Below are 25,865 nucleotides of genomic sequence, written 5' to 3'. Positions count from 1 at the left end.
TATGGAAAAATCAAGAATTAATGTAACAAAATCTTCAATGCCTACATTTGAAGAATATTGTGAAGAAATTAAACCGTTATGGGAAAGTAGATGGCTTTCAAACAGGGGAGTTGAATCTATAAAATTTGAAGAAGAATTAAAAAAATATTTGAATGTTGAAGAAGTATATTGTTTTGCAAATGGTCATGTTGCTTTAGAGGTAGCTATTAATGGATTAAAGTTGGAAGGAGAAGTCATTACAACTGCTTATACTCATATTTCTACAACACATTCAATAGTTAGAAATGGGCTAACACCTGTTTTTGTGGATATTAAGGAAGATAATTACACTATTGATCCGGATTTGGTTGAAAAAGCAATAACAGATAAAACAGTGGCTATTGTGGCAACTCATGTTTATGGATTTATTTGTGATGTGGAAAAAATCGAAAAAATCGCCAAAAAATATAATTTATATGTAATATATGATGCAGCTCATGCTTTTGGGGTTACTTACAAAGGAATAGGAGTTGGGAATTTTGGCGATATTTCTATGTTTAGTACACATGCTACAAAGGTATTCCATACAATTGAAGGTGGAATAGTATCTTATAAAACTAAAGATAATGAAAAATTTCTTCCAATGAGAGAAATTGTAAACTTTGGATTTAGAGGACATGAAGAAGTTTGCCATATAGGAACAAATGCACGCATGAATGAGTTTGAAGCGGCAATGGGAGTCTGCAATCTTAGACATATAGATGAAGAAATCGCAAAACGAAAAGTTGTTGCTGAACATTACTATAAAAGATTAGACGGAATTGATGGAATAAAAATTCCAAAACCGGATAAAGATACAAAATGGAATTATTCATATTTTCCGGTGATTTTTGACGGATATAAATTAAATAGGAATGAAGTTCAAGAAAAATTGGGAAATTCCAATATTTATGCAAGAAAATATTTCTTTCCTATTACAAATAAAGTTGAATGCTACAAAGAAAAGTATGGTTTAGTTGATTTACCTATTTCAAATCGCATTTCAGATACAGTGCTTACATTGCCTCTGTATGCCGATATGACAATAGATGATGTAGATAGAGTCTGTGATGAGATATTAAATGATTAAGAAAATACAGATGAAAAAAACGAAAAAAGAAAAAATATATTCTTACAATGCCCTTAAGGGAATAGGAGCTCTATTTATTCTTTTTTCTCATATGTCTTATTTATCAGATGCAAAAAATCCTTTTTGGTATATTATTTGGAAAAATTTTATGCAATATGGGTCTAGATTTACAACTTTATTTTTTTTGATTTCCGGATTTTTTTTGGCATATACTTGGAAAGACAGAAATTTTAAAGATTATATTGTATCAAAACTTAAAAGAATTTATCCTTTAGTTATTGTGGTTTTTATTTTAGCTTTAGGAATAAGTATTTTATTTTCTAAAAATGCTGAAATTAATAAAAATGTTATTATAGGCAGTTCAACTTGGATTTTTAATATATTTGCAAATATATTTTTAATAAAGGCTTTTATACCTTATGAAGTCACATTTTATTCATTTCATGGACCTTCTTGGTATATATCAGTTTTATTTGCTTTTTATATTTTTGGATATATTTTTTTGAAAAAGATAAATAGTGGAGATATAGAAGTTAAAAAAATTTGGTTAAAAAAATCTTTAAATATTTGCATTATAACTTATGGAATAGAACTTTTAATCTGTCTAATTATGGCTATAATAGGTAAGGGGTCATTATATTTACGTTATGTTAATCCTTGGTTTAGAATATTTGGGGAAGGTTTAGCGGGAATTTTGCTATGTGAATATATGCCGAAAATTCAAAAGAAAGTTAGATTTTTTAAAGCTAATATTGTTGAAATTTTTGCGGTAGCTTTATTTTTTATTGTATATATTTTTAATAATTTTAATAAACTAAATATATACAGCGCCTGGATATGGACATTTCCTTTTGTGTTTTTATTAATTGCTTTTAAAAATGATAAAGGTTGTGTATCTAAAATTTTAAAGAAAAAACCGTTCCAATTTCTAGGAGATATTTCATTTGAATTATATATGACTCATGCATTTGTCTATGAAGGATTACCTATAATAGTTGGGCTAGTGAGTAAATCATTAAAAGAAACTTTAATTTACTATTCAGGGACTAGATTTATAATTACTTTAATATTATCAATAATTTTTGCTTGGATTGTAAATAATCTTATGAATAAAGCATATAAATTGAAAATTTTTGGATAATATATTTGTTTTGGGAGTTTTTATGAAAAAATTATTACTTTTAGGAGGATCAAGTTATTTGATTCCTGCTATAAAAGCAGCACAGGATTTAGGGGTATATGTAATAACTTGTGATTATTTACCGGATAATATTGCTCATAAATATTCAAATGAGTATCACAATGTTAGTATTGTAGATAAAGAAGCTGTTTTAAAATTAGCTAGGGAGCTTAAAATTGATGGTATAATGTCATTTGCTACCGATCCGGGTGTAGTTGTTGCAAGTTATGTTGCAACTGAATTGGGTCTTTCTACAAGTCCTTATGAATCTATTGAAATATTGCAAAACAAGGGGAAATTTAGAAAATTTTTAGAAAAAAATAATTTCAATGTTCCAAAATCAGAAACTTATAAAAATTATGAAGAGGCCATTAATAATATAGAGAAATTTGAACTTCCTATAATTGTAAAACCTGTGGATTCTGCAGGCAGTAAAGGAGTTATAAGAGTTAATAATTTAGAAGATTTTAAAGAGGCTTTTGAATATGCATTTAAATATTCAGCATCAGGAGAAATTATAGTTGAAGAATTTATAGAAAAATTAGGATTTTCAAGTGATACAGATAGTTTTTCCGTTGATGGAAATTTGGTTTTTTGCTCGTTCAACGATCAATTGTTTGATGAAAAGGCAGATAATCCATATACTCCTTCAGCTTATATTTGGCCATCCAGTATGAATATTGAAATGCAGAAAGAATTAGAATCCGAATTACAAAGATTGATGAAACTTTTGAAACTGAAATCATCAATTTATAATATTGAAACGCGTATTGGTAAAAATGGAAAACCGTATATAATGGAATGTACTCCTAGAGCGGGAGGAAACAGATTGGCAGAAATTCTTAAATTATCAACCGGACAAGATATCATTACAGCATCGGTTAAAGCATCTTTAGGAATGAAAATTGAAGGATTGACTAAACCAAAATATGATGGATTTTGGGGAGAACTAATTTTACACAGTAACGAAAGTGGTATTTTTCAAGAGTTGATTATTGATGAAGTTGTAAAAGAAGCCATTGTAGAAGTTGATTTGTGGATTTCTAAAGGCGACTTTGTAAATTCTTTCACAGGAGCAAATGAAACTATCGGTACTGTTATAATAAATTGTAAAACTAAGGAAGAATTGGAAAGAATTGTCAGAAATTCACAAAATCTTATAAAAATATTGGTAAAGTAATTTAGGAGTTTTTATGGAAAAGGAAAAAGATTATATTGATTTGGGTGACGTAGAAGGGATACCCCATCAATTATTATTTGATGCTGTTGCTAAAGTTATTTCTGAAGATACTATTAATATTGTAAATAAAAATGATAAAATAGTAATTTCAAAAGATACCTTTTATACAAGGTATATAAAACGTGTGTTAGATATAATAGTTTCAGGAACGGTTCTTTTGCTTGTTTTACCAATAAATTTTATTTTAATGATATTAACTTATTTTGATGTAGGTTTACCTATAATTTTTAAACAGGTAAGAATAGGAAAAGATGGAAAATTATTTAATTTGGTTAAATTTCGTAATATGACTAATGAAAAAAATGAGTTAGGAGAGTTGTTACCACCTGATCAAAGAGTTACCAAATTAGGAAAATTTGTTAGGAAAACTTCGTTGGATGAATTAATTAATTTTTGGAGTGTCTTTAAAGGGGATATGTCTATAATTGGCCCCAGACCTTTGGCTATTCAATATAATAGTCGTTATAGTGAGAGACATAAAAAAAGAACTGCCGTTAAGCCTGGTCTAGAATGTCCTAGAATACATAATACAAAATATGGGAATACTTGGACAGGACAATTTGAAAATGATATTTACTATGTTGAAAATGTAAGTTTTATGCTTGATTTAAAAATGTGTTTTGCACTTATTTCTATGGTTTTTAATAAGAAAAATAGTAATATGAGAGGGGCTGCCAATAGAGGAAGTTTTATTGGTTATAATAAAGATGGAAGTAGTATAAATTCTAGAAAAGTTTCAAGATATTATTTCGATTTAGCTATTAAAGAAATCAATGAAAATCTTAACATATAGGAGATAGATAAAATTGGAAAATATATATAAAAATTTAGATGGGAAAAAATTACTTATTTTAGGAGCTACAAGACAACATAGTGAGATAGTAAAAGAATCACAAAGCTTAGGAATTAAGACTTATGTTGCAGATTATTACGAAAACTCCCCGGCAAAAAAAATTGCAGATAAAAGTTTTTTAGTCAGTGCAATAGATGTTGAAAAACTGGTTTCTATATGTAAAGAAGAAAATATAGACGGAATATTTACCGGATATAATGATATGCTGCTTCCTTATAATCAGGAAATATGTAATATCCTGAATAAACCGTTTTGTGGAAATAAAGAAAATATAAATACTTGTATAGATAAAGAATTATTCAAGAAATCTTGTGTAAAATCAGGAGTTTCGATAGTTCCTTGGATTTCTGTAAATAAAGAAAATTATTTAGAAAAGATTGATGAAATAGAACTTCCTGTTGTTGTAAAACCGGCGGATTATAGCGGTTCTAAAGGTGTTTACAAATGTTTTAAAAAAGAAGACTTAAAATCTAATATTGAAGAAGCTTTTACTTATTCTAAAGTTGGAAAAGTTTTAATAGAAAAGTTAATGGAAGTTGATAAAGAATTCAGTGTGTATTATATGATATATAATGGTGTTGCCTATTTAAGTGCAATGGGTGATAGATATGTAAAAGTTACCGACCCTAATATTGCACCTTCCGGACTTGGGATGTTATATCCGTCAGTATATTTGGATGAATGGATTGAGAATATGGACGAACATATTAGAAAATTCATTTCAGATAATGATATGAAAAATGGTTTTGTTTTTTTTCAAGGATTTTACGATAATGGAAAATTTTATATTCACGAAACGGGTTATAGATTAAATGGTGGATATACTTATGGAATTATTGAGCATTTTTCAGGATATAATCAAATGCATCAACTAATTAAATATTCTTTAACAGGAGAAATGGATGTTGAATTACTAAAAAAAAGCAATCCATATTTTGACGGATTTGGAATGATTGTTACAATTTCCCTAACAAATGGAAAAATTTCATATATAGGCGGGATTGATGAAATTGAAAAAAACAGCGGACTTTTAAAGTTTAATTTACTTCATGCAATAGGCGATGAAATAAATGTTAAAGGAACAACAGAACAAGTTTTAGCTTATGTTTTATGTGCTACTGAGAATAAAGAAAAATTGGATGAAATAATAAATTTAATAAAAGAAAAACTTGTAGTTTTAGATGAAAATGGTAATAATATGATTATGGAAATTATCAATCCGATGAAGCTAAAAATTAAGGAGAAAATTAATGGATAATGGTAGAATAGATTTTTTATATTTAAATGAAGACGATATGATAAAAGCCGGAGTTCGTGATATGAAAGGCTGTATTAAAGCTATGGATGAAACTTTTAGGTTGCTTCACAAAGGTGATTACAGAATGGGTGGAGATGATGCCAATGAACATGGCATAAGAGTTTCATTTCCTAAAGAATCTGAGATAGAAGGAATGCCGCTTAGTGCTCCCGATTATAGATTTATGGCTATGCCCGCATATTTAGGTGGTAAATATCATATGTTCGGAATTAAGTCTTACGGTTCAAATCCGAATAATAGAAATTTGAATTTACCACGTTCTATTTTGATGATGTCTTTAATGGATGTTGTTACAGGAGCACCTATTGCGTATATGTCTGCAAATATTTTAAGTTCTATGAGAACCGGAGCAGTTGCAGGACTGGGAGTAAAATATTTAAGTAAAAAAGATCCGAAAATTTTGAGTATTATCGGACCGGGAACTATGAGTATTTACTCTTTAGATGCATTTCTTGAGGTTAAACCAAGTATTTCTACAATTAAAATTAAAGGTAGAGGAAAAGAAAAAATAGAGTCATTTATAAATTATGTTAAAGAAAAATATCCCAATATAAAGGAATTTATTGTTTGTAATTCTATTGAAGAGGCTTGTAAAGATTCCGATATTATATATTTTGGAACTACCAATGCAAAGAATTTTAACGATAATCCATATATAAATGAAAGTTGGATAAAAAAAGGTGCATTGATAATAAGTGCATCTGCTCTTTTGGTAGATTCCGATTTTATTTCAAACAAACCTGCTGTTAGAGCTGTTGCGGATAATTATAAGATGTATTCCGGTTGGGGTTCAGGCAGAGAACTTCCAACACAAAAGACAGTTTCTACATTATTGGGAATGGCTTTTTATGATGCTGTTTGTGAAAATAAAATTTTAAGAGAAGATATTATTGATCTTGGTGCTATAATTTGTGGAGAAGAAGTTGGTCGTGAAAATGAAGATCAAATTTTAATTTATGCCGTTGGAGGAATGCCGATAGAAGATGTTGCTTGGGGATATGAATGTTATCAAAAAGCTATAGAAAATAATATAGGAACTAAGTTAAATCTTTGGGATTCATTGAATTCAATGAGATAAAATTATTTTTAAAGGAGAAAATTTTGAATAAAGGTGAATTATGTAATATAGTTCGTAAGTGTTATCCTAAAGTCTTTGGGATTAGAAAAGCACTTCAAAGACTGAAAATAAAAAGATTGGATAATAAACTTTTATCTAAAGATATAATAAAAAAGTGTGAAGAAGATGAAAACTTCAAAAAAATTACAGTAGAAAAATATCTTAAAGAATGTGGCAGTTCATTTAAACATATAATTGATGAAATGGAAATTATGATAAAAAAAGTTTCTGATTATAAAGATATTGAAGATAAAGAATCTTTAAGGAATGATATGATTTTTTGCAGATTAGCCTATGGTTTTTTGCCTTCCGAATATGTCGGTTTTAGATTGGAAGGGAAGAGTTATGGTGAAAAAAAGGAGTTTGTTTCTGATATAGATACTTTTAAGTTTGGATATTCAGTAAATGATATTACCAAACTTCAATATGTGATTAATAAAGCAGATAGTTTTAAACAATTTTCAAAGTATTTTAAAAGGGATATTTTAATTTTTAATAGACATACAAAATTGGAAGATTTTAAAAATTTTATAGATAAGCATAAAATTTTTGTAAAGAAGAAAATAAATTCTGCTCAAGGAAATAATATTGAATTAATAAATATAGAAAATATTAAAAATATTGAAGAATATTTTAATAGAGAGAAGAATAAAGGCAAATTTTTGTTGGAAGAACTTGTTGTTCAATCAGAAGAAATGGCAAGATTTAATACTTCAAGTGTGAATACTATAAGATGTATGACTATGGTAATGGAAGATGGTACTGTAGAAGTTCCATATTGTTTTATGAGAACAGGAAGAGATGGTTCTTTTGTTGATAATGGAGGTGCCGGAGGAATTATTATTGGTGTTGATGAAAAAACAGGGATAGTAAATACTGACGGTTTTGATGAATATAAAAATGTTTATACTGAGCATCCCGATACCAAAATTAAATTTAAAGGTAGTAAAATTCCAAAATGGAAAGAAATGTTGGATATTTGTAAAAGCATTGCTAAAGATGTACAAGGTATGGGCTTTTTGTCTTGGGATATGGCTTATACATCTAAGGGTTGGGTTGTAATTGAAGTCAATGGAATTGGACAACTTATAGGTCCGCAAATTGTAATGCAAAGAGGAATAAAATCTGAAATTGATGAACTTGTAAAAAGAATGAATTTAGTAATTTAAGGATATTTGGAAAAGGAGGAAATTATGATAAATAAAAAGCTTGTTTATATAAGTTATGAAAACTTAATTAATTTTTCATTTATTGTATATTTTGCTAATCCTTTTTTTATATCATTTTTTTCTTTTTTAAAGATACCGAATACGATAAGTGTTTTTTTTACACTTTTGATGATTTATGTTCCGATATTTATATTGTTTTTTGTAGATTCAAAAAAATATTTAAAAGCGGATTTTGCTATATTATATATTTTTTTAATATTATTTTTTGGAATTACATGGCTATTTCATCCTGAATATACACCATACTATTTAAAAAGAGAATACGGTATTTGGGATACAGTTTTTTTTCCTACACATGGAATTTATACTTATTTATTTGTTAGAATGGTCAATAATCCAAATAAAATGTTAAGGAATATAAAGATTTCAGGTTGTTTAATGTTTTTTTATTTTTTAAATGAAATTTATTTATATACTCAAAGAGGTTTCTGGTATGGAGTTGTCGGTAGTAACGGACAGGCTAAGATGAGCTATAGTGTTTCATTTGGATATCAATTGTTATTTTTTTTAATAGCTTTTTTATATTCTTCCTTTAAATATAAGAAAACATTGGATATCCTTATAACTCTGGGATTTGTAGTAATGTTATTTATTGGGGGATCTAGAGGACCTTTTATATTTATAATAACTTTTATTATTATGTATTGGCTTTTAGAATTTTCAAATCGTAATAATTTTTTAAAATATAAAAATAAGTTAATTGTATTTTTTTCAATTGGATCTGTTTTGTATTATTTTAGAAATAATATTTTAGTTCTTATTTCAAATCAAATAAATATGATCGGTTTTTCGTCGAGATTTATAGATAAAATTTTACTTGGGACAATATCGAGCGATAGTGGAAGATCTATAATTTGGGGAAGAACAATTGAAATGATAAAACAAAATCCGCTTGGATATGGAGGCATGGGAACTAGACATATTATTACTGATATAATTTTTGCAGGATATCCTCATTCAGTTATATTGGAAATTTTAGTTGATTTTGGAGTTTTTTTTGGTTTAATAATATTGAGTTTATTTTTTATAAATATTTTAATTATGTTTTTTAACAAAAATAGAAAAGAGTGGAGAGGAATATTTTTAATATTTCTGTCTTCTTCATTCTGTTTATTTTTATCTTTAAGTTATTGGAATAATAATGCCTTTTGGGGAACTATAGGTATAATGGTTGGTTGTTATCTGGAAACAAGAAAAAAGCGTAATTATAAACATTTCAGTTTACAGTTAGGGGAATAGTCTTGGAAGAAAATAAAGGAAAGAGTGGGAATATAGTAGCAAAAGCAGGAATATGGTATACTATATGCAATTTTATATTTAGAGGGATGGCTTTTATTACTACTCCTATTTTTACAAGATTGCTTACAAAGTCTGAAGTTGGAAGTTTCAGTAATATGACATCTTGGATTAGTATATTAAGCGTACTTACTGCATTAGATTTACATTCTTCAATAATACGTTCAAAATTGGAACATGAAGATGATATAGATAGTTATATTTGGTCTATTTTATCAATGACTACATTTGTTACCATAATTTTATATATTATTGTTTTTGTATTTCAAGGTTTTTTTATAAACTTATTTCAAATGGAAATGAAATATATAAATATTATGTTTATATATTTATTGGTTTATCCTGCATACTTAATGTTAATTACAAAACAAAGAGCATTTTTTAAGTATAAATTTTTTGTTGTACTAACGGGAATTTCCATAGTAGTTTCAACTTTTTTGTCTTTAGTGTTGGTTTTGTTTATGAATGACAAATTGTTGGGAAGATTTGTTGGAACATATATTCCACAAATTATTATCGGAATAATAATTTATATTTATTTGGTATATATTGGGAAAAAGATAAAATTTAAATATTGGAAATATGCAACGGTTATTTGTTTACCGCTTGTTCCACATGTGTTGTCAATTTATCTTTTAAGTGCATCTGATAAAGTTATAATAACCAAAATTAGCGGAGCTGAATATACGGCTATTTATAGTATTGCCTATAGTTGTTATAATATAGTTACAATTTTATATGATTCTATGAATAAAGCATGGGCTCCATGGTTACTTGAATCCTTGCATTATGAAAAATATTCAGAAATTAAAAAAGTTTCAAAAATATATATAGGAATATTTTTTATTATAAGTACAGGGGTTCTTATGGTAGTTCCTGAACTTATTTATATTTTAGGAGGAAAGCAGTATATGGCAGCAGTTTACTGTCTACCACCTCTTATAACCAGTTGTGTTTTTGAATTCATTTATACAATGTATGTAAATATAGAGTTTTATAAAAAGAGAACAATTAGTGTTGCAGTAGCTACTATCATTGCAACGATTTTAAATATAATACTTAATTTTATATTTATTCCAATGTTGCCTGAATATGGATATATCATTGCCGCATATACAACATTGGTAGGATATGCTGTTTTGTTTGTTTTACATTATTATTTGGTAAAATTTATGAAAATGCAATTTGTTTATGATATAAAATATATACTTGTTGTATTAATTACATTTACAACTCTTTCATTTATATTTAATTTGGTTTATAAAATGCTATTTATTAGATATTTTATAATTATTTTTTACGGAATTGGGATATTATATTTCGCATATAAAAATAAATCAAAAGTATTAGAGATTTTGAAAAGATAGAAAATTTTTAGGAGGGTATATGAAAGAAATTGGTGGATATTTAGAATTTGAACATTTTAAAAGTTTTGATTTTCACAAAGCACCTAAAAATTTAAATGTTGTAAAATTAAATAGCGGTCGTTCTGCACTTGCTTATTTGATTAGGGCTAAAGGGATAAAAAAAATATTATTACCGTATTTTAATTGTGATTCTATAACAAAAATCTGTAAAAAGTATAATGTAAAAATGAGGTTTTATAATATTAATAAAATTTTTTTACCATTGGATGTAGAATTACAAGATGGAGAGTTTTTTTATCTTACTAATTTTTATGGGCAGTTATCTTTGAAAAATATTGAATTTTTTATTGAAAAATATAAAAATAGAATTATTATTGACAATGCTCAAGCATTTTTTAATGAACCTTTGGAAAATTCAGATACTATATATACCTTTAGAAAATTTTTTGGAGTATCCGACGGAGCTGTTTTGTATACAGATACTGTGTTGGAAGAAGATTTAGAAATTGACAAAGCTTTTGATAAAATGAATTTTTTACTCGGAAGATTTGAAAATTCAAGTACGGAATTTTATTCGGATTTTGTCAAAAATAATGAAAGATTTGAAACTGAAGGAATAAAATATATATCAAAATTAACTGAGAATATACTTTATTCTTTAAATTTTGGAGAGATAGAAAATATTAGAACGGATAATTTTAAATATATACATAGTAAACTATCAAGCATAAATGAGTTGGATATTAGATTAGTAAAGGGAGCTTTTTCTTATCCCTTATTGATTGATAATAAAAAGTATAAATTATCTTCAGAAAATTTAAAAAAAGAATTAATAAAAAGAAAAATTTTTATTCCAACTCTTTGGCCTAACGTTTTGCAGGAATGTAGCGAGGAAATGTTGGAATTTGTATTTGCAAGAGATATTTTGCCAATACCTGTTGATCAACGTTATAATTTTGATGATATGGATTATATTTTTAATAATATAAAATTTTTATTAGCTTTATAATATATTATTTTTAGGAGGATTTATGAAAGGAATAATTTTAGCAGGGAGAGCGGGAACTAGGCTATATCCTATAACTAAATCAATATCAAAGCAGATATTGCCTATTTATGATAAACCTATGATTTACTATCCCTTATCAACATTGATGTTAGCCGGAATTAAAGAAATTTTGATAATTTCAACTGAAAGAGATTTACCTTTTTATCAAGAACTTTTAGAGGACGGTTCAGATTATGGTTTGTCTATAAGCTATATGGTTCAAAAAGAACCGAATGGAATTGCAGAAGCATTTATATTGGGAGAGGAATTTATCGGAGATGATAAAGTTTGTCTTGTTCTAGGGGATAATGTATTTTATGGAAGAGGTTTTTCTTATGTTTTGCAAAAATCAGCTTCATTAGATGAAGGTGCAGAAATTTTTGGATACTATGTAAAAAATCCTAGCGAATTTGGGGTTGTTGAGTTTGATGAAAATCATAAAGTTGTTGGATTGGAAGAAAAACCTAAAGATCCAAAATCAAATTATGCTATTCCGGGTTTATATTTCTATGATAATGATGTAATTGAAATTGCAAAGAAAATTAAACCTTCAAAAAGAGGAGAGTTGGAAATAACTTCAGTTAATGAGGAATACTTAAAAAGAGGAAAACTAAAAGTAAACCTTTTAGGAAGGGGGATGTCTTGGCTTGATACAGGAACTCACGAAGGGTTAATTGAGGCAGGTAATTTTGTTCATACTGTACAAAAAAGAGCTGGTTTATATATATCTTGCATAGAGGAAATAGCTTTTAGAATGGGCTATATAGATAAAGAACAGCTTTTAAAATTGGCACAACAACTTTTGAAAAGTGATTATGGAGAATATTTAATCAGAATTGCAAATGAAAAATAAAAATTCATTTTATTCATTTGACAATTAGTCATATTACTTGACTGGATATTATATAAAAACAGGATACAGAAGAGTAAAAAGATAAAAGTGAGATGTTAAATCTCATTTTTTTGTACTTGATTTTAAGTTGTTTTAAGGTTATACTGTTATAGTATAAATATGTTATAGTATATAAATACGGGGTGATTTTATGAGAATTTTAATTTGTGAAGATGAAATTGATTTAGCAGATGGACTTTCTGCTATTTTGAAAGGAAATAAATATTCAGTTGATGTTGTTTATGACGGCGAGGAAGCACTTACTTATTTGGAAGCTGAAAATTATGATGCCGTTGTTTTAGATATTATGATGCCAAAGGTTGATGGCATTACAGTTTTAAAAACTATAAGGGAACAGGGAAACAGTATTCCGGTTATTATGCTTACTGCAAAGTCAGAACTTGATGATAAGATTGTTGGACTTGATAGTGGTGCGGATGATTATCTTACTAAGCCTTTTGAAGTTAAAGAGCTTCTTGCAAGACTTAGAGCTATAACTAGAAGAAAAGAAAATATTACGGATAATGTTTTGACATTTGGAAATATTACTTTGAATAGAACAACTTTTGAATTATCTTCTGCAAAAGGTAGTTATAAACTTACAAATAAGGAATTTCAAATGCTTGAAATGCTTATGTCAACACCTTCAAATATAATTTCTGCAGATACTTTTATGGATAAAATCTGGGGTTATGATACGGATTCCGACATAAGTGTTGTTTGGGTTTATATTTCATATTTAAGAAAAAAACTTGCAAAGTTGGAAGCCAATGCAGAAATTAAAGTAACCAGAAATGTAGGCTATTCTTTGGAGGCTATAAATGGAAATTAAACTTAGAAAAAAGTTTATCTATTTTTCAGTTGGAATTATATCGATTGTAGTTTTGTCAATAATGGCTTTTGTCAATATTGCAAACTTTTATAATATTAATCACAGCTCTGACGAATTGCTTAAGACATTGGTAGAAAATAACGGAGTTATGCCAAGTTTTGCAGTAATTAATGAAAATTCGGATGAAAAAAAGACACTCTATCTTAAAAACTTTTCTAACAGATTTTTTACTGTTAAGACTGACAATAAGAAAAATGTAGTAACAGTTAATACAGATGATGTTTTTTTTACAAGTGCATCTGAAGCGGTTGAATATGCCAAAACTGTCTTGGCAAAGGGAAAAACAAGTGGATATTATAAGGGCTTTAAATATATGGTTGAAAATACGGACAATGGAAAATTAATTGCCTTTGTAGATGTTGTAAAGGATTATGACGTCTTTTATTCAAATCTTGGAAACAGTGTTGTAATCAGTGTTTTCGTTTTAGGATTTGTTGCTCTTTTTTCATTTGTTCTATCTAAAAAGGCGGTTGCACCGATGGTTCAGGCTTATGAAAAGCAAAATGCTTTTATCACCGATGCAAGTCATGAGTTAAAAACTCCACTTGCCATAATAAAGACAAGTGCCGATGTACTTGAAATGGAAAGCGGAGAAAGTAAATGGACGGGTAATATTCACAAGCAGGTAAATAGATTAAATGGTCTTATCGGAAATTTAATCTCTCTTACAAAACTTGAAGAGTCCGATAATCTTGAAAAGACAGATTTTTCTTTTTCAGATGTATTAACCGATTGTGTTACGGATGTTAAAGACTATGCTTTAAGTTTGGATAAAGATATTATTACAGATATTGAATCAGGAATTTCGTTTAAGGGAAATGAAAAGTTAATTAGACAGGTTATAGGAATTTTACTCGACAACGCTATAAAATATGCAAGAGAAAAAAGTGATATAAATGTAAAACTTATAAAACAAAACAAAAGAATTGTATTTACAGTTGAAAATGAAGCGGATAATTTAGAAGTCAAGAATTATAATGTATTATTCGAAAGATTTTACAGAGCAGATAGTTCAAGAAATAGTAAAACCGGTGGATATGGAATAGGTCTTTCCATAGCCCAATCAATAGTTTTAAAACATAAGGGAAAAATTTCTGCAGACAGTTTTGACGGAGAAAGAATTATTTTTACAGTTAAATTTTAAAAATTAAAGAATATAAGAGCTGTTATTAAATTAATAGCTCTTTTTGTTTTACCTAGTTTAATTTTATATATTTCTAATCGTTTTAAGTTGATTTGCCATTCATGTTCAGCTATTAAACGAAGATTTCTCCAAATAAGTCATTTCGACTGTAGCAGAGCGAAATTAATCTAGCCCTAACTTGTGTTATTACTCTTAAAAAACACAAAGTAGGTATGACGGAGTCGTTGTATCACTAGATACAATTACTATGGAAATCTCATTTTTGTTTGATTAAATTATAGTCAACTACAATAATTACATATATAATTACCGGGCTTTATGAGATCTCCAGAGTCATTGTACACAATGACTCCGTCAGACCTACTTTTGTTTACAAGTAAACAAAGTTAGGGCAAGATTGTCTACGCTCGAGATGACGTGTTGGGGGTGTTTCTCTTCAAAGTGCTAAGACGTGAAACATTTTGTTTTCTATGAAATTTTAATAATAATCTTTGAATTTTTTTACTTTTAACGTCTAGCTCTTAATCGAAGATTTCTCCAAATACGTCATTTCGACCGAAACGAAGCATAGCTGAGTGTAGTGGAGAAATCTCATTTGATTGTTTACTTGTAAACAATCAACAATCTACTGTGGAAATCTCACACTTTTGCTTATGTAAAAGCAAAAGTGAAATGTATCGTAGATACATCCGCTATGTAAATCTTTTTAATCGTTTTTTATTTTTATTTTACTCAAAAAATTCTAAAACAAAAATATATTTAAGGTTAATCAAAGGTTTCTTTTGTAAAATATAATTACAAAATAAGTAAAAAGTTTAATTGTATTGAAATAGAATTAAGGAGGACATATGAAAGCTAATAAATTGGTAGTTGAATTATTCAGCTTGGCGATATTGTCCGGTTGTTTGATATCTTGTAGTAAAACTACTAAAGAAGCCAATACACAGTCGATGCAAAATATGAAGATTAATAAAACGAATTCAAATGCTAAGTCAAATATTTTTTCAGATGATGATTACGATGCAATGGTTGATGAAAATAATAGTACAGTTTTGAATTTAAGCGATATTTCAAATATAAAAGGGAAAAATATTAGTGTTTCAGGAAATGTTGTAACAATTTCTTCAGGTGGAACTTATATTTTAACCGGTAAACTTGATGAAGGACAGATTGTAGTTAATGCAAAAAGTGATGATAAAGTTAGGCTTGTTTTTAAGGGAGTGGAGATTTCTTCTTCAAAGGGAAATTTAATTTTAGTTGAAAATGCTAAAAAGACTATTATTACTCTTGCTTCTGATAGTAATAATAAATTAGAACTAAAGGGAAACTTTAGTAAAGATGACAATAAGGATTCAGTTATTTTTTCAAAAAGTGATTTGAGTTTTAATGGTACGGGAATTTTAAATCTCCTTTCACCTTATGGTAGAGGAATTGTGTCTCAAGATAAAGTTGTATTTGTAGATGGAAAATATACGATGGATACTGCAGGAAATACTATAAGTGCAAAAAATTCTGTAGCAATAGCTGATGGTAAATACGATATCAAAGCGGGAGAAAAAGGTACAGGCTTAAAAGTGCGAGGTAATGAAAAAAAAGGCACAGTATTTATTGCAAATGGAAAATTAGATATTTCAGCGGGTAAAGACGGTATAAATTCAAACTCAAATGTTACAATAAATAATGGGAAAATAAATATTAAGAGTGAAGAAAATGGTATTGAAAGCGAAAATATAGACATAAGAGGCGGAAACACAAGGGTTGTTTCGAAAGATGATGGCATAATTACAAGTAGCGAGAAAAATACCGAAATGGATTCTCTTTTTATACGAATAGTAGGAGGAAAGGTTAGTATTCACTCTAAAAATAATGGACTTAACTCTAAAGGAGATATTTCCATTTCCGGAGGAGAAACTTTTGTTGAGAGCTCAAATAATGATGATAAATCAGCAATAAATTATGGAGGCTCTGCAAAAATAACCGGAGGAACATTTATCGCAACTGGTAATGGTTCAACGACCAAGACTTTTGGAGATTCTTCAACTCAAGGAAGTATTTTAATGAGTTTTTCTAAAAAAACTAAAGAAAATCTTAAAGTTTTAGATGAAAACGGAAAAACTTTAGCGGAATATAAACCAAAATCAGAATATAAGTCCGTTATAGTAAGTACAAAAGATATTAAAGAATATAAAAAATATAAATTGGTGGCAGGAGAACAGACTTTGGATCTTTTATTAGATAAAATTAACTATAAATCTGCCGAACTTGTTGAAAAATAATTGAAATAGATGGAAAGAGTAACTGATGAATATAAAAGCTGTGAGAAAATCACAGCTTTTATATTGAAAAAATTATCTGATATAAGAAAGCATATCTTTTTTGTCAATCTTTACCATTTTCACAGATTTATAAAACTCATTATCTCTAATATCGTGAATATCTGTAAAAAGGCAAAAAGTTCTAACATCTTTATATTTTTCAGAAACCGCCTTAAACAGCTTTGTTCCAATTCCCTGTCTATAATAATTGGAATCTACAATTAAGTCTTGAATAAGAAGTATATGTTCGCCATCTCCTACACAACGGATAAAGCCGACTAATTTACTGTTATCGAAAGCACCTAAAAGATAAATTGAATTTTCAAAAGCTCTTTTTAGTTTTTCGTCATCTTTTAGATATGCTGACCAGTTTGCAGATTTAAAGATTCTTTTTATATCATCAAAGTACTCATTAAAATTAAATTCTTTTAATTCCATATATCCTCCTAAATTTCTAAAAATAATTTTACTCCTTCTTTCAGTTTTTCTTCACTAAGTGTTGCAAAACCTAATAAAATAGAAGGAATTTCTCTTTTTGTTCCATAAGAGCCAAGTCCATAGACTTTTATCTTTTTTTCTTTTGCTTTTTTTACAATATATTCTTCCGAGTAATTTTTAGGATATTCTAAAACTATATGAAGTCCGGCATCCGCCCCTCTTATTGTGATATCTTTTCTTTCGCTTAACATATCAATTAATAATTGTCTTTTTTTAGAATAAATTTTTCTCATTCTGTTTAGATGCTTTTCAAATTCTCCGGTCTCTATAAAAGCGGTAAGCATTTTTTGAACCATAATTGAAACAGGACAGATAAAGAATTTAAAAATTTTATTGTATTTTTCAACCAAATTAAAAGGGAGAACCATAAAACTAACTCTAAAACTAGGAGAGATTGACTTTGAAAAAGAGCCTATATAAATTACCTTATCATTCACATCAATTGATTTTAATGCAGGAACAGGTCTTTTTGAGTACTTAAATTCACTGTCGTAGTCGTCCTCAATTACATATTTTATCTTTTTCATATTCAAAAGCTCAACACGCCTTTGCATATTCATTATAACTCCGGTTGGAAACTGATGTGCAGGAGTTATAACACAAAAATCCGATTTTGACTTTTTTAATTTTTCTAAATCCATTCCATTTTCGTCAACCGGAATAAATTCATATTTTATATCATTTGTATCCATTATATTGGAAAGCATACTGTATCCCGGGTCTTCAATTCCGAATTTTCCTGAAATTAATTTAAAAATAATTTGAAAAAGATATTCGGATCCGCTTGAAATGACAATTTGTGAAGGTTCTGCCTTAAAACCTCTTGACTTATTTAGATATTCCGATATCTGTGTTCGAAGTGGAAGATATCCTTGATAATCAACTTTCTCTAAAATATCCTTATTGTCGAAAATATTTGAAGATATTTTTTTAAATACCTTATAGGGAAATTCTTCACTTACACCACTGTATGAAAAGTCGTATTCAATATTTTCTTCTTCCTTTGTTATGTGGATTGGTTTGTTATCTAGGACATAAAGTTCTCCAACATCGGAAACAAAAAAACCTTGTCTTTCTTTAGAATAGATAAAACCTTCTTCTAAAAGTTTTGAATAGGCATTATCCACAGTATTTAAGGAAATTTTATATTCCTTTGCCAAATTTCTCTTGCTCGGAAGTTTTGTATTTGCCTTGTAAGTTCCATTTATTATTTCGTTTTTAAAATATTTGTAAATTTGCATATAAAGTACGCCATTATTTAATACTAACATTCTGACACCATAAAAAAATATTATTTTGACACTACAAACAGTATCAATAGATGTATTATACTATATTTAATTAAATTAATCAAAGGAGCATTTATATGGAAAGGAAATTAAGTATTAAAAAAATAACTTTAATAGGAGTAATGGCGGCAGTTGTTTTTGTTGCATCACAAATTCAAATTCAAATACCGCTTGGAGCAAGTGCAACTAGAGTACATATCGGAAACGGATTTTGTCTGTTATGTGGTTTACTATTAGGGCCTCTTGCAGGCGGACTTTCAGCAGGTTTGGGATCAGCAATTTTTGACCTTATTAATCCTATTTATTTACCATCTGCACCATTTACATTTACATTCAAGTTCTTAATGGCTTTTATCTGTGGAAAAATCGCTTATTCTAATGGAGCAAATGCCGAAAACTTTAAGAAAAACTTAATCGGTTCAATTATAGGAGCAGTAACTTATGTAATTTTATATTTAACAAAAAGTTATATAACAGATATATATGTTAAGGGATTGCCTCAAGCGGGAGCAATTGCAAAAGGAGTACAAAGACTTTGGGCTTCAACAACTAATGCGGTTGTAGGTGTAATAATTGCTGTATTATTGGTAAAGGCTTTAAAGCCAATTTTAAAAAAGGCTATAAGATAGATGAAAATTTTAGTTTTTAATGACTACTGTGTTGTTGGAAATATGGCATTAAAGGCAAATATTTCTGTATTATCACAAAATGGTCACGAGGTTTTTGGGCTTCCAACAAAAATATTTTCATCGAATATGAGTTATAAAGATTATATAAGTTTTGCTATGCCAAATTTTTCTGAAATTGCTAAAAAAATCTTTGAAATTAAAAAAGTTGATGCTATTTATATAGGTTTTATTGACAATGAAGAAACATTTGAAATTATAAAAGAAATTTTACAAAAATTTAAAGGAAAAGTTATTTTAGATCCGATACTTGGAGATAACGGAGTAAAATATTCAGGTACTAAAAGTGAACAAATAACTTTTTACAAAGAACTTTTAAAATTTGCAGATGTTGTGACTCCAAATCTCACAGAAGCGATTTTACTTACCGATTACAACAAAGTATTTTCTGAAATTGAAAGAGAAGATGTGGAAAAAATCGCGAAAATTCTTTTTGAAATGGGGACAAAACAAATCATAATAAAAAGTTTTGAAAAAAATAATTTACTAAATACCTTATATTTTTCTGAAAATACAATAAAATGGTTTGAAAGCAAAAAAATAGATATAAAAATATGTGGAACGGGAGATGTATTTTCTTCACTTGTAACATCTGAGTTAGTAAAGGGAGAAAAATTAGAAAACTCCATACAAAAAATTCAAACTCTATTATTTGAAAATATCATAAAACAAGAAAAACAAGATGGATTAAATGAAATACAATTAGAAAACTTTAAAATAGGCGAATAGCCTATTTTTTATTGTGAAAAAAATTTTAAAGTCCAATTAAGAATCAGATTTTTATAATGTACGTATCTAAGATACATTTACTTTTGCTTGTTTACAAGCAAAAGTATGAGATCTCTCCATTCCGCTACGCTTCAGTCGAGATGACGTATAAAGGAAAATTTTTTAAATTAGTAGATAGACGTTAAAAGTAAACAAACTTCAAATTTTAAAAGAAATGTTTTGAAGAATATAAAAGGTATCAAAAAAATTATTGAAAATTTTATATTAAAATAAAATACTTCACGTCATAGCACAATGTAGAGAAAAGGCCCCAATACGTCATCTCGACCGAAATGAGTGAAACGAATGAAGTGGAGAGATCTCATAAAGCTCGGTGATTATATATGTAATGATTGTAGTTGACTATACTTTAATCAAAAGAATAAGATTTTCAGAGTAATTGTATCAATACTACAATGACTCCGTCAGACCTACTATTGCTCGTAAACAAGCAAAGTTAGGGCTAGATTCATCTCGCTAACGCTTCAGTCGAAATGACGTATAAAATAATAACTCTCGTCCAAAAGCTAGACGTTAACAGTAAATAAACTTCAAATTATCTTTATAAATATATTAGAAAAAATAAAAATCTACATCATAGTATTTTAAAATTATATAAAAAACAAAATAACTCACGTCATAGTACTTTGCGAAGAGATGTCCCCAATACGTCATCTCGACCGAAATGAGTGAAACGAATGAAGTGGAGAGATCTCATAAAGCTCGGTGATTATATATGTAATGATTGTAGTTGACTACACTTTAATCAAAAGAATAAGATTTTCAGAGTAATTGTATCTAAACATACATTACTCCGTCAGACCTACTATTGCTCGTAAACAAGCAAAGTTAGGGCTAGATTCATCTCGCTAACGCTTCAGTCAAAACGACGTATCAAAGAAGAATCTTTGTTTAATGGCTAGATGTTAAAAGGAAATAAACTTTAAAAATAAAAAATGACTAAAAAACAATAAAATTTCTACAGTCAAATGTACTAATTTTAAAGAAAATAGAAATTTATTTACCATACTTCTTATTGATTATGATTATTTATTTTTATTGTAGGGTATAATTCTATCAAAATCTATAAGGAGAGAGAACTATGAAAAAGAAAATTATTGCACTGGGTTCAGTCTTAATATTAGTTTTTGGAATTTTCATTTTTAAAAATTTTTATGTAAAATCCAAAAATAATGAAAATGAAAAATCCAAAAATAATACAATTACTGAAAACAAGTCTAAAGATACAGATTCAAAAAAAGAATCTAATAATAAAGAAGACTCAAATAAGAATAAAGAATCTTCAAAAGATTCAAATTCAGACGAAAAATTAACTTTAGAAAGTCTAAAAAGTCAAAAAAAGGTTATGGTTTTGGATTTCAGCCAAAACGGCTGAGGCGCTTGTGCTGTTCAGCACCCGGTTTTGGAAAAACTGAGAGAAGAATATAAAGATAGGGTAATCATAAAAACTATTGACATTAGAAAACAAAGAGAATTTGCTTCACAATTTCCTATAAGAGCAACACCTACATTATTTTACTTTAATGCAGATGGAACTCCTTTTGAAGCTTCAGAAACTCTGGCAAAAAAAATAAGCTATGTTGCCTATGAAGATAAAAAGTCCGGTGAATTAAAATTTGGTGGTTCTGAAGGTGTGGTTAAATATGATGAGTTAAAAGAAGTAATTGAGGAGATGTTAAAGAATGTTAAGTAATTTAGAGAGCATAATTGGGGAAAGCTTAAAATCATTTAGTATTTTTGCACCTGTTCTTGCATTACTTGGGGGAGTACTAACTTCAATTTCACCTTGTTCACTGGCTTCTATTCCTTTAATCATAGGTTTTATGACAGGAACTAAAGAAGATGATACAAAAAGAGCTTTTAAAATTTCCGTCGTTTTTGCTATCGGAATGGCAATAACTTATACTACGCTTGGAGTTTTAGCCGCTCTACTTAGTAAAATTTTTAATCAATCAGGACAACTTTGGAATATATTTTTAGGAATAGTAATGATTTTAATGGCATTACAAACTTGGGAAGTAATAAATGTAGTCCCAAGTAAAATCTTGACTAATAAGAGCAAAAAGACAGGATATATAGGAGCTTTAATTGTCGGAATAATGGCAGGACTGTTTTCAAGTCCCTGCTCAACACCGATTTTAGTTGCATTACTTGCAATTGTTGCCTCAAAAGGAAGTTTACTTTGGGGAGTATTACTATTTTTACTTTATTCAATAGGCAACAGTATTTTAGTAATTATTGCAGGAACAAGCACGGGATTTGTAGGAAAAGTAATGTCAAATAAATCTTATGGAAAAATTTCAGATATTGTAAAAATTGCATTTGGAATAATAATTTTACTTATAGGATTATATTTCCTATATCTTGGATTTTAAAAAGAAAATTTTAAACAAATATAAAGATAGAAGAACCTAATAATAAAATAGGTTCTTTTTTATGTAAGGTCTAATATTAAAGATTTTTCAAGGAAATTAAACTATTGTTGATAAAATTATTGGACAATTAGTCATAATTATGGTATAATAAAGTACAAAAAATAAAATTTCTGAGTTTTTAATTATTTTAAATATTTTAAAAATTTTAAAATTTACAAAATTTTATAGGAGGGAAAAATCAGATGAGAAAAAAAGAAATTATTCACAGAGCTTTATCCTTATTTTTAGCCTGTGTAATATTTTTTGGAACAATATTTAGTAGTGGAAATTTGTTCGCAGAAGGTGTTGACCGTGTACAAACAAAGATTACTAGATTTGAAATTAAGGATAAAGATGGTAATACAATACCACCAGGGAAACCGCTTGGTTATTGGAGCAAGTTCCGTTTGGAAATGGATTGGGATGCAAGTGTTTATGAGAAGACATTAAAAGCAGGGGATTACTTTACTATTCAACTTCCTAAACAGTTTAAATTTCCTACAGAACCTGCATCAGCGGTAGATTTCAACCTTTATGTACCTGGTACAAATACTGTAATTGCTAAAGCACATGTTGATTCAAACGGACAAGCGGGTGGTGGCACTGTAAAAGTTACTTTTACAGACTATGTAGTAAATAGAGAAAATATAAAGGGAAATTTATTTTTAGAGGCTACATTTGCACATCATCATATAAATGCAGGACAAGATAATCAAATTACTGTATCGATTGGTGGGGTTCCTTTTACTATAACAGTTCCAATAGGACCGAAACCGGGACTTAATAATGAAATTTTTACTAAATGGGGAGAAAAAGTAGCCGGTGATGTAAACAAAGCAAAATGGACTCTTCGTATCAACCATAAAAAAGGAAATTTCTCAAATGTGTTAGTAAAAGATGAGCTCTTTGTCGATTCCGGAAATCTTCCTCCGGGAATTCATTATTTGAAAGAGACATTTGTTTTAAATGAAGTAGAGTTTGATGAATATGGTGCTATTAAGAAGTTTATAAAAACTTATAATTATGAGCAACTAAAAAATTATATAAAATTTTTAGATAATGATACTAAATTTGAATTTAATCTTAGTGGTCTTGTTGGAAATACATCCGGAAGACAGTTTATTATGACCTATAATTCTACTTATATTCCACAGCTTAAATTGAAAAATAAAGGTAGTTTTACAAGCACTCAAGAGAGTAGTTCATCTAGCAGTTACTTTTTAAGTGCACAAGCCGGTGGTGGCGGTCAAGGTGACTTAAATCAAAAAATCAAAATTATTAAAATTGATGAAGAAGATAACACAAAAAAATTAGCTAATGCGAAATTTAAAATTACAAAAGTTGCTGACGGTTCAAGTTTTGAATTGACTACAGATGCTAACGGTGAAGCTGTTTCTCCAAAACTTGATCCCGGTAAGTATAAGATTAAAGAAATAGGAGCTCCTACAGGTTATATTCCTGACGGAAAAGAGTATGATTTAACTATAGTTGGAGGAGAAGCTCTATTCTATACAGTTAAGAATAAAAGATCAAAAGTAAAAATTAATGTTGAGAAAGCTTGGCAAGATGCAAACGACCAAGATGGTAAAAGGCCAAAAGAAATAACAGTTAAGTTACTTGCAGATGATAAAGAAACAGATAAACAACTTACTTTAAAAGCATCAGAAGGCTGGAAGGGTAGTTTTGACAATCTTGATGAATACAAAGACGGAAAGAAAATAAAATACACAATAAAGGAACTTTCAGTTGGAGAAGGTTATACTAGTGTTATTTCAGGTTCAGCTGAAAACGGGTTCAAAGTAACAAATACGCGAGAACCTGAAAAAGTAAATATTTTAGGGGAAAAGACTTGGGATGATGCAAATAACCAAGACGGAAAGAGACCAACAAAAATAACTGTTAAGTTAATGAAAAAAGTTGGTAATGCAGAACCTGTAGAAGCACAAAGACAAGAAGTCACAAAAGGTGCAGATGATAAATGGAAATATGAATTTAAGGATTTACCAAAATATGAAAATGGTAAAGAAATCACATATTCTATAGATGAAGAAGCTGTACCGGGTTATGACAAATCTATAACAGGAAATAACATTAAGAATACACATAAACCGGAGACTGTAGATATCTCAGGAGAAAAGACTTGGGATGATAACGACAACCAAGACGGAAAGCGTCCAACAACAATAAAAGTTAGGTTAATGAAAAAAGTTGGAGATGCAAATCCTGTAGTTGAAAAAACAGTAGAAGTTAAAGAAGGTCCTGATAAGAAGTGGACATATGAATTTAAAAATTTACCAAAATATGAAAATGGTAAAAAAATCACTTACACTATAGATGAAGAAGATGTACCGGGTTATGACAAATCTATAACAGGCAACAACATTAAGAATTCACATAAACCGGAGACAGTAGATGTAAAAGGTGAAAAGACTTGGAATGATAATAACAACCAAGATGGAAAGAGACCTGAAAAAATAACTGTTAAGTTAATGAAAAAAGTTGGAAATGCAGAAGCTGTAGTTGCACAAACACAAGAAGTCAGAGAAGGTGCTGACAAAAAGTGGACTTATGAATTCAAGAATTTACCAAAATATGAAAAAGGTACAGAAATCACTTATTCTATAGAAGAAGAAGCTGTAGCAGGTTATGTAGGAGCATTATCCGGTTATAATCTTACTAATACTCATACACCTGAGACAATAGATGTAAAAGGTGAAAAAACTTGGGATGATGCAAACAACCAAGACGGAAAGCGTCCAACATCAATTACAGTTAAATTAATCAAACAAGTTGAAAACGGACAGCCTGTAGAGGTACAAAGAAAAGAAGTTAAAGAAGGTCCTGATAAGAAGTGGACATATGAATTCAAGAATTTACCAAAATATGAAAATGGTAAAGAAATCAAATACACTATAGATGAAGAAGAAGTAACAGGCTATACAAAAAGTGTAAATGGAACTAATATCAAGAATTCATATACACCTGGAAAAACAAAAGTATCAGGAGAAAAGACTTGGGATGACAATGATAACCAAGATGGAAAGAGACCTGAAAAAATAACTGTAATCTTGAAGAAAACGGTAGATGGAAAAACAAGTGAAGTAATACGAAAAGATGTTACACCGGATACTGATGGCAAATGGAAATATGAGTTTGCAGACTTACCATTATATGAAGGTGGAAAACCAAT

The 25,865-nt window shown here is 28.6% G+C and carries 21 protein-coding genes and 1 pseudogene; 20 read left to right on the top strand and 2 right to left on the bottom strand.

The features are described from left to right. Position 1: 1 nt before the first annotated feature. The 14 genes from ACMX2D_RS06520 (at position 2) to ACMX2D_RS06455 (ending at position 16,960) form a co-directional block, all read left to right on the top strand. The gene (locus ACMX2D_RS06520) at positions 2-1,108 is read left to right on the top strand and encodes a DegT/DnrJ/EryC1/StrS family aminotransferase (protein WP_009447641.1); all 1,107 of its coding nucleotides are present in this window, start codon (positions 2-4) and stop codon (positions 1,106-1,108) included. Then, positions 1,101-2,249 (top strand): acyltransferase family protein, encoded by a 1,149-nt coding sequence (locus tag ACMX2D_RS06515; RefSeq protein WP_009447564.1) that lies wholly within the window; start codon positions 1,101-1,103, stop codon positions 2,247-2,249. Before ACMX2D_RS06520 ends, ACMX2D_RS06515 begins: the two co-directional genes overlap by 8 nt. 22 nt (positions 2,250-2,271) lie before the next feature. Next, complete coding sequence (locus ACMX2D_RS06510; protein WP_414973215.1) at positions 2,272-3,468, top strand: ATP-grasp domain-containing protein; 1,197 nt, start codon at positions 2,272-2,274, stop codon at positions 3,466-3,468. A gap of 13 nt (positions 3,469-3,481) precedes the next feature. Next, positions 3,482-4,321 carry a sugar transferase gene (locus tag ACMX2D_RS06505; protein WP_414971764.1) on the top strand — a complete coding sequence of 280 codons (840 nt, stop codon included), beginning with the start codon at positions 3,482-3,484 and terminating at the stop codon, positions 4,319-4,321. 13 nt (positions 4,322-4,334) lie between these two features. After that, positions 4,335-5,639, top strand: coding sequence for an ATP-grasp domain-containing protein (locus tag ACMX2D_RS06500; RefSeq protein WP_414973213.1), 1,305 nt, complete (start codon positions 4,335-4,337; stop codon positions 5,637-5,639). Further along, entirely contained in the window at positions 5,632-6,777 is a 1,146-nt protein-coding gene (locus tag ACMX2D_RS06495) for a tyramine oxidase subunit B (RefSeq protein WP_414973212.1), read from the top strand. Before ACMX2D_RS06500 ends, ACMX2D_RS06495 begins: the two co-directional genes overlap by 8 nt. A gap of 23 nt (positions 6,778-6,800) precedes the next feature. Continuing rightward, on the top strand, positions 6,801-7,985 hold the full coding sequence (locus tag ACMX2D_RS06490) for a sugar-transfer associated ATP-grasp domain-containing protein (protein ID WP_414973211.1): 1,185 nt from the start codon (positions 6,801-6,803) through the stop codon (positions 7,983-7,985). A gap of 24 nt (positions 7,986-8,009) precedes the next feature. Then, positions 8,010-9,284, top strand: coding sequence for an O-antigen ligase family protein (locus ACMX2D_RS06485; RefSeq protein WP_414973209.1), 1,275 nt, complete (start codon positions 8,010-8,012; stop codon positions 9,282-9,284). 2 nt (positions 9,285-9,286) lie between these two features. After that, complete coding sequence (locus ACMX2D_RS06480) at positions 9,287-10,708, top strand: lipopolysaccharide biosynthesis protein (protein WP_009447612.1); 1,422 nt, start codon at positions 9,287-9,289, stop codon at positions 10,706-10,708. A gap of 19 nt (positions 10,709-10,727) precedes the next feature. After that, positions 10,728-11,717, top strand: a complete 990-nt coding sequence (locus ACMX2D_RS06475; protein ID WP_414973207.1) for a hypothetical protein — start codon at positions 10,728-10,730, stop codon at positions 11,715-11,717. A 22-nt stretch (positions 11,718-11,739) separates the two neighbouring features. Beyond that, positions 11,740-12,609 (top strand): glucose-1-phosphate thymidylyltransferase RfbA, encoded by an 870-nt coding sequence (gene rfbA / locus ACMX2D_RS06470; RefSeq protein ID WP_414973206.1) that lies wholly within the window; start codon positions 11,740-11,742, stop codon positions 12,607-12,609. A gap of 190 nt (positions 12,610-12,799) precedes the next feature. Beyond that, complete coding sequence (locus tag ACMX2D_RS06465) at positions 12,800-13,480, top strand: response regulator transcription factor (protein ID WP_009447592.1); 681 nt, start codon at positions 12,800-12,802, stop codon at positions 13,478-13,480. Then, positions 13,470-14,684, top strand: coding sequence for a sensor histidine kinase (locus tag ACMX2D_RS06460; RefSeq protein WP_414973204.1), 1,215 nt, complete (start codon positions 13,470-13,472; stop codon positions 14,682-14,684). Before ACMX2D_RS06465 ends, ACMX2D_RS06460 begins: the two co-directional genes overlap by 11 nt. A gap of 848 nt (positions 14,685-15,532) precedes the next feature. Further along, positions 15,533-16,960 (top strand): carbohydrate-binding domain-containing protein, encoded by a 1,428-nt coding sequence (locus ACMX2D_RS06455; RefSeq protein WP_414971779.1) that lies wholly within the window; start codon positions 15,533-15,535, stop codon positions 16,958-16,960. A gap of 72 nt (positions 16,961-17,032) precedes the next feature. Here the strand turns inward: ACMX2D_RS06455 and ACMX2D_RS06450 are convergent, their stop codons facing one another. Both ACMX2D_RS06450 and pdxR read right to left on the bottom strand, forming a co-directional pair. After that, entirely contained in the window at positions 17,033-17,437 is a 405-nt protein-coding gene (locus ACMX2D_RS06450) for a GNAT family N-acetyltransferase (RefSeq protein WP_414971781.1), read from the bottom strand. An 8-nt stretch (positions 17,438-17,445) separates the two neighbouring features. Beyond that, on the bottom strand, positions 17,446-18,768 hold the full coding sequence (pdxR, locus tag ACMX2D_RS06445) for a MocR-like pyridoxine biosynthesis transcription factor PdxR (RefSeq protein WP_414973203.1): 1,323 nt from the start codon (positions 18,766-18,768) through the stop codon (positions 17,446-17,448). 95 nt (positions 18,769-18,863) lie between these two features. On the opposite strand from pdxR, the gene ACMX2D_RS06440 reads away from it, so the two are divergent. The 6 genes and pseudogenes from ACMX2D_RS06440 to ACMX2D_RS06415 form a co-directional block, all read left to right on the top strand. After that, on the top strand, positions 18,864-19,415 hold the full coding sequence (locus ACMX2D_RS06440; protein WP_414973202.1) for an ECF transporter S component: 552 nt from the start codon (positions 18,864-18,866) through the stop codon (positions 19,413-19,415). Continuing rightward, complete coding sequence (locus ACMX2D_RS06435) at positions 19,416-20,201, top strand: PfkB family carbohydrate kinase (protein WP_414973200.1); 786 nt, start codon at positions 19,416-19,418, stop codon at positions 20,199-20,201. It begins immediately after the preceding gene. Positions 20,202-21,342: 1,141 nt separating this feature from the next. Beyond that, the gene (locus ACMX2D_RS06430; RefSeq protein ID WP_009447562.1) at positions 21,343-21,636 is read left to right on the top strand and encodes a hypothetical protein; all 294 of its coding nucleotides are present in this window, start codon (positions 21,343-21,345) and stop codon (positions 21,634-21,636) included. Between the two features lie 12 nt (positions 21,637-21,648). Further along, a pseudogene (locus ACMX2D_RS06425) lies at positions 21,649-21,954 on the top strand (thioredoxin domain-containing protein); the annotation flags it as partial. Next, positions 21,944-22,636: a cytochrome c biogenesis CcdA family protein gene (locus ACMX2D_RS06420; RefSeq protein WP_414973199.1), complete on the top strand. Its 693-nt coding sequence runs from the start codon at positions 21,944-21,946 to the stop codon at positions 22,634-22,636. The pseudogene ACMX2D_RS06425 and the gene ACMX2D_RS06420, both read left to right, overlap by 11 nt. Before the next feature lie 242 nt (positions 22,637-22,878). Then, a partial coding sequence (locus ACMX2D_RS06415) for a Cna B-type domain-containing protein (protein ID WP_414973198.1) occupies positions 22,879-25,865 on the top strand: 2,987 nt, incomplete at its 3' end.

The sequence above is a fragment of the Parvimonas oralis genome (assembly GCF_047608425.1).
Lineage (GTDB): Bacteria > Bacillota > Clostridia > Tissierellales > Peptoniphilaceae > Parvimonas.
This window is presented reverse-complemented; position numbering and strand designations above follow the sequence as displayed.